Annotated in this window: 14 protein-coding genes; 5 read left to right on the top strand and 9 right to left on the bottom strand. The window is 63.9% G+C overall.

The window, feature by feature from the left end:
• Positions 1–199: 199 nt before the first annotated feature.
• Complete coding sequence (mltF, locus tag L1P09_RS04800) at positions 200–1,657, top strand: membrane-bound lytic murein transglycosylase MltF (protein WP_029885513.1); 1,458 nt, start codon at positions 200–202, stop codon at positions 1,655–1,657.
• Between the two features lie 109 nt (positions 1,658–1,766).
• On the opposite strand, the gene tadA is transcribed toward mltF, so the two are convergent.
• The 5 genes from tadA to L1P09_RS04775 all read right to left on the bottom strand — a co-directional run bounded on the left by tadA (position 1,767) and on the right by L1P09_RS04775 (position 6,303).
• Complete coding sequence (tadA, locus tag L1P09_RS04795) at positions 1,767–2,246, bottom strand: tRNA adenosine(34) deaminase TadA (RefSeq protein WP_029885514.1); 480 nt, start codon at positions 2,244–2,246, stop codon at positions 1,767–1,769.
• The gene (locus L1P09_RS04790) at positions 2,246–3,628 is read right to left on the bottom strand and encodes a multicopper oxidase family protein (protein WP_029885515.1); all 1,383 of its coding nucleotides are present in this window, start codon (positions 3,626–3,628) and stop codon (positions 2,246–2,248) included. The genes tadA and L1P09_RS04790 overlap by 1 nt, the downstream gene beginning before the upstream one ends.
• A gap of 103 nt (positions 3,629–3,731) precedes the next feature.
• Positions 3,732–5,177, bottom strand: coding sequence for a M48 family metallopeptidase (locus L1P09_RS04785; protein ID WP_029885516.1), 1,446 nt, complete (start codon positions 5,175–5,177; stop codon positions 3,732–3,734).
• A 12-nt stretch (positions 5,178–5,189) separates the two neighbouring features.
• Entirely contained in the window at positions 5,190–5,849 is a 660-nt protein-coding gene (locus L1P09_RS04780) for a hypothetical protein (protein ID WP_029885517.1), read from the bottom strand.
• Positions 5,850–5,868: 19 nt separating this feature from the next.
• Positions 5,869–6,303, bottom strand: a complete 435-nt coding sequence (locus tag L1P09_RS04775) for a hypothetical protein (RefSeq protein ID WP_029885518.1) — start codon at positions 6,301–6,303, stop codon at positions 5,869–5,871.
• 173 nt (positions 6,304–6,476) lie between these two features.
• Here L1P09_RS04775 and L1P09_RS04770 point away from each other — a divergent pair, with 173 nt between their 5' ends.
• The gene (locus L1P09_RS04770; protein ID WP_029885519.1) at positions 6,477–7,421 is read left to right on the top strand and encodes a helix-turn-helix transcriptional regulator; all 945 of its coding nucleotides are present in this window, start codon (positions 6,477–6,479) and stop codon (positions 7,419–7,421) included.
• 66 nt (positions 7,422–7,487) lie between these two features.
• Here the strand turns inward: L1P09_RS04770 and guaA are convergent, their stop codons facing one another.
• From guaA to L1P09_RS04750, 4 genes are all read right to left on the bottom strand, one after another.
• Entirely contained in the window at positions 7,488–9,065 is a 1,578-nt protein-coding gene (gene guaA / locus L1P09_RS04765) for a glutamine-hydrolyzing GMP synthase (RefSeq protein ID WP_009683420.1), read from the bottom strand.
• A gap of 126 nt (positions 9,066–9,191) precedes the next feature.
• Entirely contained in the window at positions 9,192–10,661 is a 1,470-nt protein-coding gene (guaB, locus tag L1P09_RS04760; protein ID WP_003255025.1) for an IMP dehydrogenase, read from the bottom strand.
• Between the two features lie 147 nt (positions 10,662–10,808).
• Positions 10,809–11,363, bottom strand: a complete 555-nt coding sequence (locus tag L1P09_RS04755; RefSeq protein WP_235768536.1) for a sugar ABC transporter ATPase — start codon at positions 11,361–11,363, stop codon at positions 10,809–10,811.
• A 47-nt stretch (positions 11,364–11,410) separates the two neighbouring features.
• Complete coding sequence (locus L1P09_RS04750) at positions 11,411–12,166, bottom strand: sulfite exporter TauE/SafE family protein (RefSeq protein WP_009683418.1); 756 nt, start codon at positions 12,164–12,166, stop codon at positions 11,411–11,413.
• Positions 12,167–12,263: 97 nt separating this feature from the next.
• Here L1P09_RS04750 and L1P09_RS04745 point away from each other — a divergent pair, with 97 nt between their 5' ends.
• Genes L1P09_RS04745 through L1P09_RS04735 form a run of 3 tightly spaced genes read left to right on the top strand, consistent with a single transcriptional unit; the run spans position 12,264 to position 15,391 of the window.
• The gene (locus tag L1P09_RS04745; RefSeq protein ID WP_235768535.1) at positions 12,264–13,148 is read left to right on the top strand and encodes a LysR family transcriptional regulator; all 885 of its coding nucleotides are present in this window, start codon (positions 12,264–12,266) and stop codon (positions 13,146–13,148) included.
• A gap of 32 nt (positions 13,149–13,180) precedes the next feature.
• On the top strand, positions 13,181–14,560 hold the full coding sequence (gene xseA / locus L1P09_RS04740) for an exodeoxyribonuclease VII large subunit (RefSeq protein ID WP_029885522.1): 1,380 nt from the start codon (positions 13,181–13,183) through the stop codon (positions 14,558–14,560).
• A 3-nt stretch (positions 14,561–14,563) separates the two neighbouring features.
• Positions 14,564–15,391: a M23 family metallopeptidase gene (locus tag L1P09_RS04735; RefSeq protein WP_054905386.1), complete on the top strand. Its 828-nt coding sequence runs from the start codon at positions 14,564–14,566 to the stop codon at positions 15,389–15,391.
• Positions 15,392–15,534 lie beyond the last annotated feature (143 nt).

The raw sequence follows: 15,534 nt of genomic DNA, 5'->3' as shown, positions 1-15,534 counted from the left end.
GCCGGGCGGCGGAACCGGACTTTGGGGTCAAAAAAAAGCGACAAGCCGTAAGCTGCAAGCCACAAGAAAAAAACATGCCCTGCCCGGCTGCTTTTTCTTGTGGCTTGCAGCTTGAAGCTTGCAGCACATAATCCGCTACCAGACAACCTAACAGTTGTCGAGATATGGTTGCGCCGGTCCTTTGCGTATACTGCAAGCTATGTTCGCCCACACTGCTTTGCGCCAGCGTTGCGCCAAATGGCTCCTCGCAACCGGACTCTTTCTGCTGCTCGGTGCCTGCGTTGAAAAACCCAGCACCCTCGAGCGCGTGAAGGAGGACGGCGTGCTGCGCGTGATCACCCGCAACAGCCCGGCCACCTACTTCCAGGACCGCAACGGCGAAACCGGCTTCGAGTACGAACTTGTCCAGCATTTCGCCGATGATCTCGGCGTAAAACTGCAGATCGAAACCGCCGACAACCTCGACGAACTGTACGATTCGCTCGGCAAGCCCGCCGGCCCGGTGCTGGCCGCGGCCGGCCTGGTCAGCAGTGAACGGCGCAAGGCCCAGGTGAAATACTCGCATCCCTACCTGGAAGTCACCCCGCAGGTGGTCTATCGCAACGGCCGCCCACGCCCGACCGACGCCAAGGGCCTGGTCGGCAAGAAAATCATGGTGCTCAAGGGCAGCAGCCATGCCGACCTTCTGGCCGAGCTGAAAAAGCAGAACCCAGGCCTGGAATATGAAGAGTCCGATGCGGTCGAGGTGGTCGACCTGCTGCGCATGGTCGACGAAGGCCAGATCGACCTGACCCTGGTCGACTCCAACGAACTGGCGATGAACCAGGTGTACTTCCCCAACGTGCGGGTTGCCTTCGACGTGGGCGATACCCGTGATCAACGCTGGGCAGTCGCGGCCGGTGAAGACAACAGCCTGCTCAACGAAATCAATGAATTCCTCGACAAGGCGCAGAAAAACGGCACCCTGCAGCGCTTGAAGGACCGCTACTACGGCCATGTCGATGTTCTGGGCTACGTGGGCGCCTACACCTTCGCCCAGCATCTGCAGCAGCGCCTGCCCAAGTACGAGAAGCACTTCAAGAGCTACGCCAAGGTCGAGCAGGTGGACTGGCGCCTGCTGGCCGCCATTGGTTACCAGGAATCGATGTGGCAACCGGAGGTAACCTCCAAGACCGGCGTACGCGGCCTGATGATGCTGACCCAGCGCACCGCCCAGGCGATGGGCGTATCCAACCGCCTGGACCCGCGGCAGAGCATCCAGGGGGGCGCCAAGTACTTCATGAAAATCAAGGAAGAGCTCGACGACAGCATCAAGGAGCCAGACCGCACCTGGTTCGCCCTGGCTGCCTACAACGTCGGCAGCGGCCACCTGGAAGATGCCCGTACCCTGGCCAAGCGCGAAAAGCTCAACCCGAACAAGTGGCTGGACGTGAAGAAGATGCTGCCGCGCCTGTCGCAGAAACAGTGGTACCGGCAGACCAAGTACGGCTATGCCCGCGGTGGCGAGCCTGTGCACTTCGTGGCCAACATCCGCCGCTACTACGACATCCTCACCTGGGTCACCCAACCGCAGCTCGAAGGCCAGGTCGCCGAAGGCAACCTGCATGTGCCTGGTGTGAACAAGGACAAGCCTGCGGACCAGTCACCGCCGATGTGAGCCTGTAGCGGCCTGTTCGCGGGCACGCCCGCTCCCACAGGTCCACCACAAGCCTGAGGGAGTGGCATTAGTATGGGAGCGGGCGTGCCCGCGAACAGGTCGGCCCAGGCTAGCCCTTGGCCCGGCGGGCCTTGAAGAAGTCGCTGAGGATCTGCCCACACTCCTGCGCCAGCACCCCGCCCTCCACCATCACCCGGTGGTTGAGAAAGCCCTGGCCGAAGAACTGCCCCTGGCTTTGCACGATCCCCGCCTTGGGCTCCAGCGCGCCAAACACCACCCGCATCACCCGTGAATGTACGATCAGGCCTGCACACATGCTGCATGGTTCCAGCGTGACGTACAGGGTGCTGCCTGGCAGGCGGTAGTTGCTGGCCGCCTTGGCCGCCGCCCGAATCGCCACCATCTCGGCATGGGCACTGGGGTCGCTGTCGATGATCGGCCGGTTGAAGCCCTGGCCAATCACCTGGCCATGCTGCACCAGCACCGCCCCCACCGGTACCTCGCCCAGCGCTGCACCCTCGGCTGCCAGGGACAACGCCAGGCGCATGAATTCCTGATCGCGGCTGCGATCGATGATCTGCGGGCGCATCACACCACCGCGATAGCGGCCATCAGGCCGGTTTCCATGTGGTCGATGACGTGGCAGTGGAACATCCAGGTGCCGGGGTTATCCGCCACCAGGGCCACCTGCGCGCGCTCGTTCTTGCCCAGCAGGTAGGTGTCGGTGAACCACGGCTCCTTGATGTCGTGCCGGTTGGAGGCGATCACCTTGAAACTCATGCCATGCAGGTGGATCGGGTGCTGGTACTGGGTCATGTTCTTCAACTCGAAGATGTAGCTTTTGCCTTTTTGCAGCGTGGCGATGGGGCGGTCGGCGCAGGTCTTGTCGGTGATGTCCCAGGCTTGGCCGTTGATTTGCCAAAGGCTCGGTGGCTTGTCCTGGTCGGTGGTGACCGAAACCTTCGCCGCCCATTCGAAATTGAAGTTGAGCTTTTCGGCATTCTCCAGGTCCGGTTCGGCTATCGGGTTGGCCGGCAGCGCTGGCGGCCAGTCCCCCGGGGCATCGGTACTGGCCACCGAGCGCAGGGTGCCCAGGCGCACGAAGCCATCGCGCAGGGAAATTTCCTCCCCCGCCTGGGGAATGCGGATAGCCAGGCAGATGCGCATGCCAGGGCCGAGCCAGTACTCGTCCTCCAGGGGGCGAGGGGTCACCGGGTTACCATCGAGCGCGTAGATCCGGGCCTCGCAGTTGCCCTTGAGGTTCACCCGGTAAGTCCAGGTGTTGTCCAGGTTCAGCAGACGCACGCGCACCACCTGCCCGGCCGGCAGTTCGGTGACCGCGTCGGCCTGGCCATTGATGGTGATCAGGCGCCCGGCGGTGCCGTTGCGCGCGGCCTCGCGCGGGATACTGAACGGCAGCCAGCCACCCTCCTCGTCCACGTGCCAGTTCTTCAGGCTGAGTGTGCGCTCATGCCGGAAGCCGGTGGGCTCGCGCTCCTCGACGATCAGCGGGCCGACCAGGCCACGGCCCAGCTCTTCGGAACTGCTGACATGAGGGTGATACCAGTAGCTGCCCGCATCCGGTACGCGGAACTTGTAGTCGAAGTACTCGCCTGGCTTGACCGGCAGTTGCGACACATAAGGCACGCCGTCCATTTCCAGCGGCAGGCGGATACCGTGCCAGTGGATGGTGGTTTCCACCGGCAGGTGGTTGATGAAGCGCACGCGCAGCCAGGTGCCTTGGCGCACACGCAATTCGGTGCCCGGTGCAGAGGGCCCGAACGCCCAGGCCTCGGTCTTGAAGCCCGGCACCAGCTCGACGTCAAGCGGCGCGGCGATCAGCTCGTAGTCGTGGCCGGCGTTGTCGTCCTCGACCTTGCCCAGCCAGTAACGCGCCGCGCCACCGGCGCCCAGGCCAACCACAACCAGGCCGGTCAGGCCCTTGAGCATTTGTCGACGGGTGAAGGACATCGGTGCGGGTACCTCGTGTTCGGTGCGATCAAGCTGCCAGCCTCGGCTGACGATGAAGGGCGAATACGATACACCTGCAAATGGGAAATATTAAGTGAAGTCTCTAGAGACCCTGGCGTTCCGCTTCCACGGCGCCGCCACACAACTGATTGAACCACTGCCGGTCATGGTCGCCAGGTTGGCGCATGGCAGCCTGCAGCAGTGCACCGTCCAGCCTGACGCGAAGGTTGTCGAGGCGCGCAGCCAATGGCGGATGGGAGTCGAATGGATGGGGCATGGTCAGGCCCAGCACGTCCTCATCCAGGCGCAACGGCACGCGCTGCAAATGCCGGGGCAACGCTGCCAGCAGGCCTTGGCCGCCGCACTCGTGCAGCAAGGCATCGACCATGCTGCCCAGGGCGATCGCCCGCAACAACGCCTGCATGAACAGCTCCGGCCCGGCCACTTCGGCACCGGCCCGGTCAGCCAGCAATTCCTGCTCACGCCCCCAGTGATGGACCGCGACCTGAAAATGGTGCAGGAACTGACCGGCTGCCCATACCACCGGGCGAGCGACCCAGGCGGCGCCGCGCTCAGCGTCGACCAGGGTCGAGAACTGGGCGCACATCAAGCTGAAGCGTGCGTTGGTCGCACTGCCCTGCTCCGTGTCGCGGCTGCGAAAATGGCCAAGCTCATGGCCAATGATCGCGGCGGCTTCCCGCTGGCTCAAGGCGCCGAGACACGGTAACGACAGATACAAGGTTCGGCCATTGAGTACCGACTGACAGGGCTGCAGCACGACTGGAACGCTGGTGACGAAAAAGCTTTGGTCGATGCCGACCACGATATTGTCCGGTACTGGCGCATGCAACTGCGCGGCCAGGCCCTCGACCCATTGCCAGAGCGCCGAAGCCCCCTGCCGGTGAAGCTGTCGGCCGAGAAAGCTCGCCTTCGACGCCCCGATGCGCGGCCATTGCTGGCGCATTCGCCAGGCGGTACGCAGGCACACGAGCAGTAATGACGCCAGCGGCAGCACCACGATCAGCACGGTAACCCCGCCCTGTGCCGCATGGCTGAAGCCGGCGCTGACTTCATACAGCAGCAGAAGGCCCAACGAGCCAGCCAGCAGCCCCATGTAGACGCTTAGCCAACGCCCCAGCACCCGCCAGCTGGCGGTCATGCGCTGGTGCAGGTAATGCGCCGAGCGCAAGGCCCGCCAGGCGTCGTACCTGAGCCTGAGCCAAGCGCCGATGCCAGCGACCAGCGCGCCCCATGCCAGCCAGCCGCCGACACCGGCCAGCGTTCTACGCACGCTAAGCCAGTGGCGGTCGGTATCGAGCTCATCCAACTGCCGTTGCAGCACTTCACGCGTGTCCAGGCGCCCTGCCAGTTCCTTGCGCGCCGCCCAAGGCAGTGTGCGCAACAAGTCCTCGCTGGGCGTTGCCAGCCACTGCCGGATGATCCCCGCCTGCTCTTGCGCCGTCTCGGCCCGCCATTGCTGCACGCCGCCCCAGCCGACCAGCAGCAACGGCAACAGCAGCATGACCAGGCCCCAAGCCAGGCGCCTCATTGCAGCGCCCCGCTATACATCTACCTGCATCAACTCCAGTTGCCGTTGTGCATGGGCCGCATTGCGGTAGGCCGCCAACAGCTCGAGCACTTCGTCGTTCCCCAGCTTGCGACCCTTCAAGGCCAGGCCGGCAGACATGATGCGAATCTGCGGTCGCGGCTTTTTCAGGGCCATCGCCTGGTTTCCGAAAAACTGCAGCTTGACCACGCGATGCTTAGGGAGCGCAGCTTCGCTGCTCATCTCCAGCGTCTGTACCATGACCAGGCCTTCGTCCTTGACCGCGATGTCCTCGACTTCAGCCATGTCGACAGGGGCGTCCAGGGTATCGACGAACAGCTGTCGGCGAGTCAGGCGCATGAACACCTGCGTGCCCGCGTTGCGGTGCTGCCAGGTCACCACTGCCGCCATGCACACCACGAACAGCACCAGTGCGACCGCGCCCAGGCGTTGCGGGTTGAACGTGGTGACCAGCAGAATCAGGGCGCCCACCAGCAGTATCGGCCCCCAGACCTTGTAACGCCGGGAGTTGGTAAATTCGCTTTGCTCCGGGACGCGCTCGATTACCTGTTTGAGTTCGGCAACCACCCGCTCGCGCTGGGCGGCACGGGCTTGCTCATAGTCTTCGCCAAGCGCGCCGGAAAGGTCGGCCAGCGGTTCGTCGGGTTTAGCCATGATCAGATGTGCTCCCCGTTCACTGCTGCTTGGCCAGGTAATCGGTCAGAAAAGCCTGCGAATCACCTTGGCGCGACAGCCCCTCGGAGTAGCCAACCGGCAACGGTTGCGGCTCACCCGGCAGGTAGAGCTCGCCGCCCCAGCCGCCCTGCACGATCAACACGACAAACTTGTTGCCATCGACCGTCGTCCAGTAGCGGGTGTCCTTGGCGGTTTTCTCGACCTGCATTTTCTGAATGCGCATGTTCCAGTCGTGATCGACGCCTTCGACCTGGACCAGCGCCTCATTGGCGGCCCGCTCGCCAATGCGCAGCGTCCATACCTTGACGCCCTCGGTGCCCATATAGGCCTTGACCTGTTCGGCTACTGCAGGCCGTTGTTCGGCATGTGCCTGGCCTAGCCAAAGCGTGAGCGATGCCACCAGCAAGGCAGCCCATTTACGATAAGCGAACATTTTTTCCACCATGATGCGAAACGATCGATCATTGAAGACAGCTACGCCGGCACTGCCAACCCCTGTGGCCGGTTCGCACAAAAGATGAACCGCCGCGCACAATGGCTGTTGCCAAAAATGTGCGCGCGTTACCATTTATGCTCATGCCGCCGCCAACCAAGGACGTAGCGCCCATGCGATCGACCAGCCCCTACCTGGACACCTCCTTTTCCTTCGACAGCCCCGGCTCGCTGGCCGACGCCGGCGTGCTGGACAGCGGCAAGGCGCAAATCATGGGGCGTGCAACCGGGCATTATCGGGCGCAGACCGTGCACGCGGGGCTGCAGTACTTCGATTGCAACCTGCAGTTTCCCGAACCGTTGCAAATCGACAAACTGCTGCCGCAAAGCCTGTGCGTCGTCCACGTGTTCGACGGTGCCTGGCAGCACAAGGTCGACGGCACGCTCAACCATTACGCCCCCGGCCACTTGCACCTGCTGGGCCTGGGCGAAAGCCTGGAAGCGCAGGACCAGTTGCCTGCTGACAGCCATGCGCGCATGGCTGGCGTGCGCATTGCCGGCGACTACCTGCATGAGCTGGCGCGGGACGATGCGCAATTGCTACCCCTGCTGGCCTTGACCGCAGACGGCATGCGCTTCGATCAACTCCCCCAATGCCCCGCCGTCAGCCGCTTGCTGCAGCAGCTGTACCTGTCACCCTATACCGGTGGGCTACGGCGCCTGCATTGCGAAAGCCTGAGCGTGGCCGTGGTGCTGGAGCTGGCGCGCCACTTGATCGGCCCTGTACAAGGCACGAAAAACCCGGACCGCGGGCTGCGCGACCTGGTCATCGAAGCGCGGCGCCTGCTCGACACCCAATTGGCCACCCCACCCACCGCCGCCAGCCTTGCACGCCAACTGGGCGTGGGCGAGACCACCTTGCGCCGGGCGTTCCGCGACGAATTCGGCCGGCCAATGCTGCAGTACGTGCGCCAGCAACGCCTGGAGCAGGCCCGCACCCTGCTGCTGGAAAGGCGCTGGCAGGTGTCGCAGGTGGCCTACCAGGTCGGTTATGCCAACCCTGCCAATTTCTGCCATGCCTACAAGGCCTATTTCGGCCACCCGCCTGGCAGCGAATAGCAGTTTTTCCCAGGCAAAAGAAAAGGGCCTGCAATGCGGCCCTTTTCGTTCAACGCCAGAGAGGGATCATTCCCACTCAATCGTCGCCGGCGGCTTGCTCGACACGTCATAGGTCACGCGCGAGATGCCGTCGATTTCATTGATGATACGGCCGCTGACGGTTTCCAGCAGCTCGTACGGCAGGTGTGCCCAACGCGCGGTCATGAAGTCCACGGTCTCCACGGCACGCAGGGCCACGACCCAGGCGTAGCGACGGCCGTCGCCGACGACGCCGACCGACTTGACCGGCTGGAACACCACGAAGGCCTGGCTGGTCTTGTGGTACCAGTCGGCTTTGCGCAGCTCTTCGATGAAGATGTGGTCGGCACGACGCAGGATGTCGGCGTATTCCTTCTTCACTTCACCAAGGATACGCACACCCAGGCCTGGGCCCGGGAACGGGTGGCGGTAGACCATGTCGTACGGCAGGCCCAGCTCCAGGCCGATCTTGCGCACTTCGTCCTTGAACAGTTCACGCAGCGGCTCGACCAGCTTGAGGTTCATTTCCTCCGGCAGGCCACCGACGTTGTGGTGCGACTTGATCACGTGGGCCTTGCCGCTCTTGGCGCCAGCCGACTCGATCACGTCCGGGTAGATGGTGCCCTGGGCAAGGAACTGGATGTTTTCCAGCTTGCTGGCCTCGGCATCGAACACGTCGATGAAGGTGCGGCCGATGATCTTGCGCTTCTTCTCCGGGTCGGCTTCGCCTTCCAGGTTGTCGAGGAACTGCTTTTCAGCGTCGGCGCGAATGACCTTGACGCCCATGTTCTCCTTGAACATGGCCATCACCTGGTCACCTTCGTGCAGGCGCAGCAGCCCGTTGTCGACAAATACGCAGGTCAGCTGGTCGCCGATGGCGCGGTGCAGCAGCGCGGCAACCACCGAGCTGTCGACGCCGCCAGACAGGCCCAGCAGGACGTTGGCCGAACCCACTTGTGCACGCACCTGGGCGATGGCGTCTTCAACGATGTTGGATGGGGTCCACAGGGCCTCGCAGCCACAGATGTCCTGCACGAAGCGGGACAGGATGCGACCGCCCTGCTTGGTGTGGGTCACTTCCGGGTGGAACTGCACGCCGTAATAGCCGCGGGTGTCGTCGAACATGCCGGCGATCGGGCAGCTTGGGGTGCTGGCCAATACATGGAAATTGCCCGGCATCTGGGTGACCTTGTCGCCGTGGCTCATCCACACGTCCAGGCCCAGTACGCCGTCAGCGTCGATGTGATCTTCGATGCCGTCGAGCAGGCGGCTCTTGCCGACCACGTCCACGCGGGCATAACCGAACTCACGCAGGTCGGAACCTTCGACCTTGCCGCCCATCTGTTCGGCCATGGTCTGCATGCCGTAGCAGATGCCCAGCACCGGCACGTTCAGGTCGAACACTGCCTGCGGCGCGCGCGGGCTGTTGGCTTCGTGGACCGACTCGGGGCCGCCGGCGAGGATGATGCCGCGCGGGTTGAATTCGCGGATCGCTTCATCGTCCATGTCGAACGGGTGCAGCTCGCAGTACACGCCGATCTCGCGCACGCGGCGGGCAATCAGCTGGGTGTACTGGGAACCGAAATCGAGGATCAGGATGCGGTGAGCGTGAATGTCGAGGGCCATGACTCAATCTCTGATGCAGTTGCAAGCGTCAAGCCGCAAGCTGCAAGTTGATCGGGGAGAACGCGGTAGTCGCTGCAGCGCAACTACCGCTTGTAGCTTTAAGCTTGTCGCTTACCGCTGGGGGCGTTAGCCGACGCGGTAGTTAGGGGCTTCTTTGGTGATCTGCACGTCATGCACGTGGGACTCGGCCATGCCGGCGCCGGTGATGCGTACGAACTCCGGCTTGGTGCGCATCTCTTCGATGGTTGCGCTGCCGGTGTAGCCCATGGACGAACGCAGGCCGCCCATCAGTTGGTGGATGATCGCCGCCAGCGCACCTTTGTACGGCACACGGCCTTCGATGCCTTCCGGTACCAGCTTCTCGGCACCGGCCGAGGAGTCCTGGAAGTAACGGTCGGACGAGCCTTGCGCCTGTGCCATGGCACCCAGCGAGCCCATGCCGCGGTAGGCTTTGTAGGAACGGCCCTGGAACAGCTCGACTTCACCTGGCGCCTCTTCGGTACCGGCGAACATCGAACCCATCATCACGCAGGAAGCACCGGCTACGATGGCCTTGGACAGGTCACCGGAGAAGCGGATGCCGCCGTCGGCGATCAGTGGCACACCGGTGCCTTCCAGTGCAGCGGCAACGTTGGCGATGGCGCTGATTTGCGGCACGCCGACGCCTGCAACGATACGGGTGGTGCAGATAGAGCCCGGGCCGATACCGACCTTGACCGCGTCAGCGCCGGCTTCGGCCAGGGCCTTGGCCGCAGCGCCGGTGGCGATGTTGCCGCCGATCACCTGCACCTGCGGGTAGGTTTCCTTCACCCAGCGCACGCGGTCGATCACACCCTTGGAGTGACCGTGGGCAGTGTCGACCACCACCACGTCAACCCCGGCAGCAACCAGGGCGGCTACGCGCTCGCCGGTGTCCTTGCCAGTGCCGACGGCAGCGCCGACGCGCAGGCGACCTTGGTCGTCCTTGCTGGCCAGCGGGTAGGCCTTGGCCTTTTCGATGTCCTTGACGGTCATCATGCCCTTGAGGTTGAACTTGTCGTCAACGATCAGGACTTTTTCCAGGCGGTGCTTGTGCAGCAGCTCGCGCACTTCGTTCTTGTCGGCGCCTTCGCGCACCGTGACCAGGCGCTCTTTTGGCGTCATCACGTCGCGGACCTTGGCGTCCAGGCGGTTTTCGAAGCGCACGTCACGGGAAGTGACGATGCCGACCAGGTCACCGTTGGCCAGCACTGGCACGCCGGAGATGTTGTTCAGGCGGGTCAGCTCGAACAGGTCGCGCACGGTAGCGTCGGCGTCGATGGTGATCGGGTCCTTGACCACGCCAGCCTCGAACTTCTTGACCTTGCGAACTTCGCCGGCCTGCTGCTCGATGGTCATGTTCTTGTGGATGATGCCGATGCCGCCTTCCTGAGCCATGGCAATGGCCAGGCGCGCTTCGGTCACGGTATCCATGGCGGCGGAAACCAGCGGAATGTTCAGCTCGATGCCACGAGTCAAACGGGTCTTGAGACTGACTTCATTGGGCAGTACCTCGGAATAGCCAGGTACAAGGAGGATATCGTCGAAGGTCAGGGCTTCTTGGCTGATACGCAGCATCGCGGGGGCTCCCGGGCGGGAAAAATGGAAGCGCGCCATTATACTCATGCACGGCGCGCCGCTCAATGTAAATCAAGCTTCAAGTTACAAGCGGCAAGCTACGAGAGTCGTCAGGCATACAGGCCGCTTTTTCTTGAAGCTTGCGACTCAAGGCTTGCAACTGACTTGCACCACCGTCACCGGCTGGTCGAGCCAGTCGGCGAAGCTGTCGAGAAAGGCCTGGGTAAACCCGGCCTCGCCCCAGTTGTTGAAGATGAACCCCAGGTTGGAAAAGGCACATGGCTGCAGGTAAATGAAGCCATTGATGTCATCTTCGAACCCGCACATCGGGCAGGTGAAGTTGTCACTGACCGCCGGCATCCATTCTTCCAGGCTTTCGAACAGCGGCTCGCCCACCTCACGCCGGCACTGCGGGCAGCCGGCTTCTTCAAGAAACCCTTCGGTGGGGGTATAAATGCAACGCTTGAGCACCACTTCCAGGCCGTTGGTCTGCTCGCCAAAAGGCAACAACTCAGGCCGCAGGGCTACCTTGCGGGCGCCTGCAGCCAGGGCGTGGCCCATGCGGTTGCCGGTACGGCCACAGGTGCTCAGCTGCTCCTCGACCACTTTCTCGCGTACCAGCCAGCGCACGATGGCACGGGCGCGGGCTTCGTGCACCGGCACGGTAGACAGCTTGGGAACGATAATGCTCTGGGTGTTCATGAACGGTACAAGCCTGCAAAACTGCGGTAAGGGCGCAATTCTACCGCTCAGGCGCCGAGGTAGCGACCGATCAGCGCCAAGCCGCTGGCCAGCACCAGCCAGGTGACCAGGCGCACAAAGGCTTCGCGCGACAGCCTGTGGGTCAGCCCACGGCCGACCCACAAGCCGATGAACATGACCGGCAGCAGGCATGCAGCCAGCAAGAGCAGGCTCTGGTCGGCGTAAACACCGGCGACCAGGAACAATGCCAGGCGCACCACCGTGCTGCAGCTGATCAGCGCGCTCTGGGTGGCGCGCACCTGTTCCTTTCGTTCCAGGCGTGCACTCAGGTACAGCGCATAAAGAAAACCGCCGCTGCCGAACAGCGCCCCGAACAGCCCGCCTGCCGTACCCATTGGCACTGCCCAGAAACCCGACAGGTTCGCCGGCCGTACTCTGACCGCCAGGCTATACAGCGCGTAGGCCGTAACGAACAGGCCCATCAACAGCAACAGCACGTCAGACTGCAAACGCAGCAGGAACACCACGCCCAACGTGCAGCCCAGGGCCATGAACGGCAACAGCCGCAGCAACTCGCCGCGCACCACATCACGGCGCGAAGGCAGCAGGTTGCCGAAGGCGGCGACAAAATCGAGCAACACCAGTAGCGGAATGATTCGTGACAACGGCATGAAATGGATCAGCACCGGGCCCGCCACCAGGGCCGTGCCGAAACCGGCAATGCCAAAGACGACGTAGGCCACGCCGACGCCGAGCAGGATGGGCAGCCAGTCAAGGCCGGTGAGCGACAGTTCAGTGAGCATGGCAGCAGTTCCAGGGAGCATAGGCAAAGGTTAGCCAGCTGAGAGCCATGCCGACTAATATGGCTTTATCGCCAAAGCCATCTCGAAAAGGCATGACATGACGTCCATCCGCCAGTTGCGTTACTTCGTGGAAATCGCCGAGTGCGGCAGCTTCAGCGGTGCCGCTGAACGCCTGTTCATCGCGCAGTCGGCACTCAGCCGGCAGATCAAGGAGCTGGAGCAGCAACTGGGCACGCCATTGTTCGAGCGCACCGCCCGCCTGCCGCGCCTGACCCCGGCCGGCCAGGCGTTGCTGGAGCGGGCACGGCGCCTGCTGGCCGACCTGGCGCAGGCAGAGCGGGTGACCCGCGATATTGGCCAAGGGTTGCAAGGCAGCTTGCGCCTGAACCACTCCAGCACCGTCCCGTTGACCGGCCCGCTGCTGGCGCGTTTGAGCGGTTACCTGCACGCTAACCCGGGGGTTGCACTGGACATCGCCCAGCAGTCGTCGGAGGCCCAACTGGAAGACATCGCGGCGGGGCGGCTGGATATCGGCCTGTTGCGCTTGCCGGTGCTTCGCCAGCATGAAGGCGTGGTGCTGCATGAACTGTTCAGCGAGCCCTTGCTGCTTGCGGTGGCGGCCGGGCATCCGTTGGCCGGTGTGGCGCAGGTGGCGCTGCAGCAGTTGCGCGACGAGCGCTTCATTTCCATTCCGCACCGTGAGCGCGGCGGGCTGAGCTACCTGGCAGCCTCGTTGTGCATGGATGCGGGCTTTTTCCCGCAGGCGGCGCAGGTGCTGTCGCGCAAAACGACCCAGTTGCAGCTGATCCAGGCAGGTTTTGGCGTGGCGCTGCTGCCGCAATGCATGCGCGACATTGCGCCGGCCTCTATCAGTTTCGTCACCCTGGAGGGGGGCCGGGAAAGCACCGTGGCCCTGGCGTGCCGGCGCGATGTAGAGCAATTGGTGCGCCAGTTCGTGGCCGCGATGAAAGATCACGGCTAGCCCGCAACGCCCGGTAGGGTATGATGCCGGCCATGATCAGAGACCCTTTCGAACGACTCGGCCTGGACCGCGAGGTCCTGACGGTCAGCCAACTCAACGGCCGCGCACGCGTGCTGCTCGAGGACGTGTTCCGCAGCGTGTGGGTGGAAGGCGAGATTTCCAACCTCGCCCGCCCGGCGTCTGGCCACATGTACTTCACCCTCAAGGACAGCGGTGCCCAGGTACGCTGCGCCCTGTTCCGGCAGAGCGCCACGCGGGTGCGCCAAGCGCTGCGCGATGGCCTGGCGGTGCGGGTGCGGGGCAAGGTTTCGCTGTTCGAGGGCCGGGGTGATTATCAGCTGATTCTCGACACCGTCGAGCCGGCGGGGGATGGCGCGCTGCGCCTGGCATTCGAGGCCTTGAAGGAAAAGCTCGGTGCCGAAGGGCTGTTCAGCGCCGAACGCAAGAAACCCTTGCCTGCCCACCCGCAACGCATTGGTGTCATCACCTCCCCCTCCGGCGCGGTGATCCGCGACATCATCAGTGTGTTCGGCCGCCGCGCCCCGCAGGTGGAACTGAACCTGATACCCACGGCGGTACAGGGCCGCGAGGCCATCGCACAGATCGTGCGTGCCATCCGCCTGGCCGACGGCCTTGGCTTCGATGCGCTGATCCTGGCCCGTGGTGGCGGCTCGCTGGAAGACCTGTGGTGCTTCAACGAAGAAGCCGTGGCCCGCGCCGTGGCTGCCTGCGTCACACCGATTGTCAGCGCAGTCGGCCATGAGACCGATGTGTCCATCAGCGACTTCGTGGCAGACGTTCGCGCCCCCACTCCGTCTGCCGCCGCAGAGCTGCTGGCGCCCGACAGCAGTGGTATTCGCCAACGCCTGGACGGGCTGCAGCGGCGCTTGTTGCTGCGCATGCAGAACCGCCTGAGCCATGACCGCCTGCGCCTGGACTCGCTGACCAGGCGCCTGCGCCACCCAGGTGAGCGCTTGCGTCAGCAGGCCCAGCGCCTGGACGACCTGGACATGCGCCTGCGCCGGGCGTTCCTGCTCAGCCTCAACCAGCGCCGTGAGCGTTTGGCGCGGGCAGAAACCCGCCTGGCTGCGCAACACCCAGGGCGCAACCTGAAACTGCTGGCCCAGCGCCTGGACAGCCTGGCCGAGCGCCTGCCACGGGCCATGCGCGAACTGCTCAAGGACCGCCGCCAGCGCTTCCAGGCCCAGTTGCAGACGCTGCAGGTGGTCAGCCCGCTGGCCACACTGGCGCGCGGCTACAGCATCCTGCTCGACGACCACGGCCAGGCGATTCGCAGCGCCGAACAGACCCGCAACGGCCAACGCCTTACGGCACGCCTGGACCAGGGCGAGCTGCTGGTGCGCGTGGAAGACAATCACCTGACTCCGGTCACCCTTTCGCTATTGGACTGACACATGCCCCGCCTGCTTGCCTCCCTGTTCGCCCTTTCCCTGTTACTGCTGGCCGGCGGCGCCCAGGCCAGTTACATCACGCGTGCGCTGAACAAGCCGGTGCCCGGCGGCGTGGCGGTGGTCAACCTCGGCCCTGCCGCCAGCGCCCCCGAAGCGCGCTTCGACGGCAAGCCGGTGCTGGTGGTCAAGGAGCAGGAGAACTGGTTGGCCATTGTCGGAATCCCGCTGACCCAGAAGCCGGGTACTGCCCTGCTCAGCCAAGGCGGGCGCAACCTGCCGTTCAGCGTGGGTAGCAAAAAGTACCCCGAACAGCGCATTACCCTGAAGAACACCCGCCAGGTCAACCCGAACCCCGCCGACCTCAAGCGCATCGACCGCGAGCTGGCTGAGCAGATCAAGGCCTACCGCAGTTTCAGCCCTGCCCTGCCCAGCAACCTGATCCTCGACAAGCCGGTCAACGGCCCGTTGTCGAGCAAGTTCGGCGTGCGTCGCTTTTTCAATGGCGAGGAACGCAACCCGCATGCCGGGCTGGACTTCGCGGTGCCGGCAGGTACGCCCATCAAGACCCCGGCCAATGGCAAGGTGATTCTGGTGGGGGATTACTTCTTCAATGGCCGCACGGTATTCGTGGACCACGGCCAGGGCTTCATCAGCATGTTCTGCCACATGTCGAAGATCGATGTGCAGGTGGGGCAGCAACTGCGCCGGGGCGAGGTAGTCGGGCGCGTGGGTTCAACCGGCCGGGCTACCGGTCCGCACATGCACTGGAACGTGAGCCTGAACGATGCGCGGGTGGATCCGGCGATTTTCATCGGCGCGTTTCAGCCCTGAGACCGCAGCGCCAGACTCGCCGACAAACCCCGCCTCCACAGCGTTCCAGCCCTGTGACAGTGCTGTGGAAGCTGGCTTGCCGGCGATGAGGCGAGAATTGGTCAACGGGGTTCCACTGTGTTGCGCCAGCTAAAACTACCGCG

It is taken from the genome of Pseudomonas juntendi, from assembly GCF_021560075.1.
Classification (GTDB): Bacteria; Pseudomonadota; Gammaproteobacteria; order Pseudomonadales; family Pseudomonadaceae; genus Aquipseudomonas; species Aquipseudomonas juntendi.
Note: the sequence above shows the minus strand (reverse complement) of the source record. Positions and strands in the feature narration are given on the sequence as shown.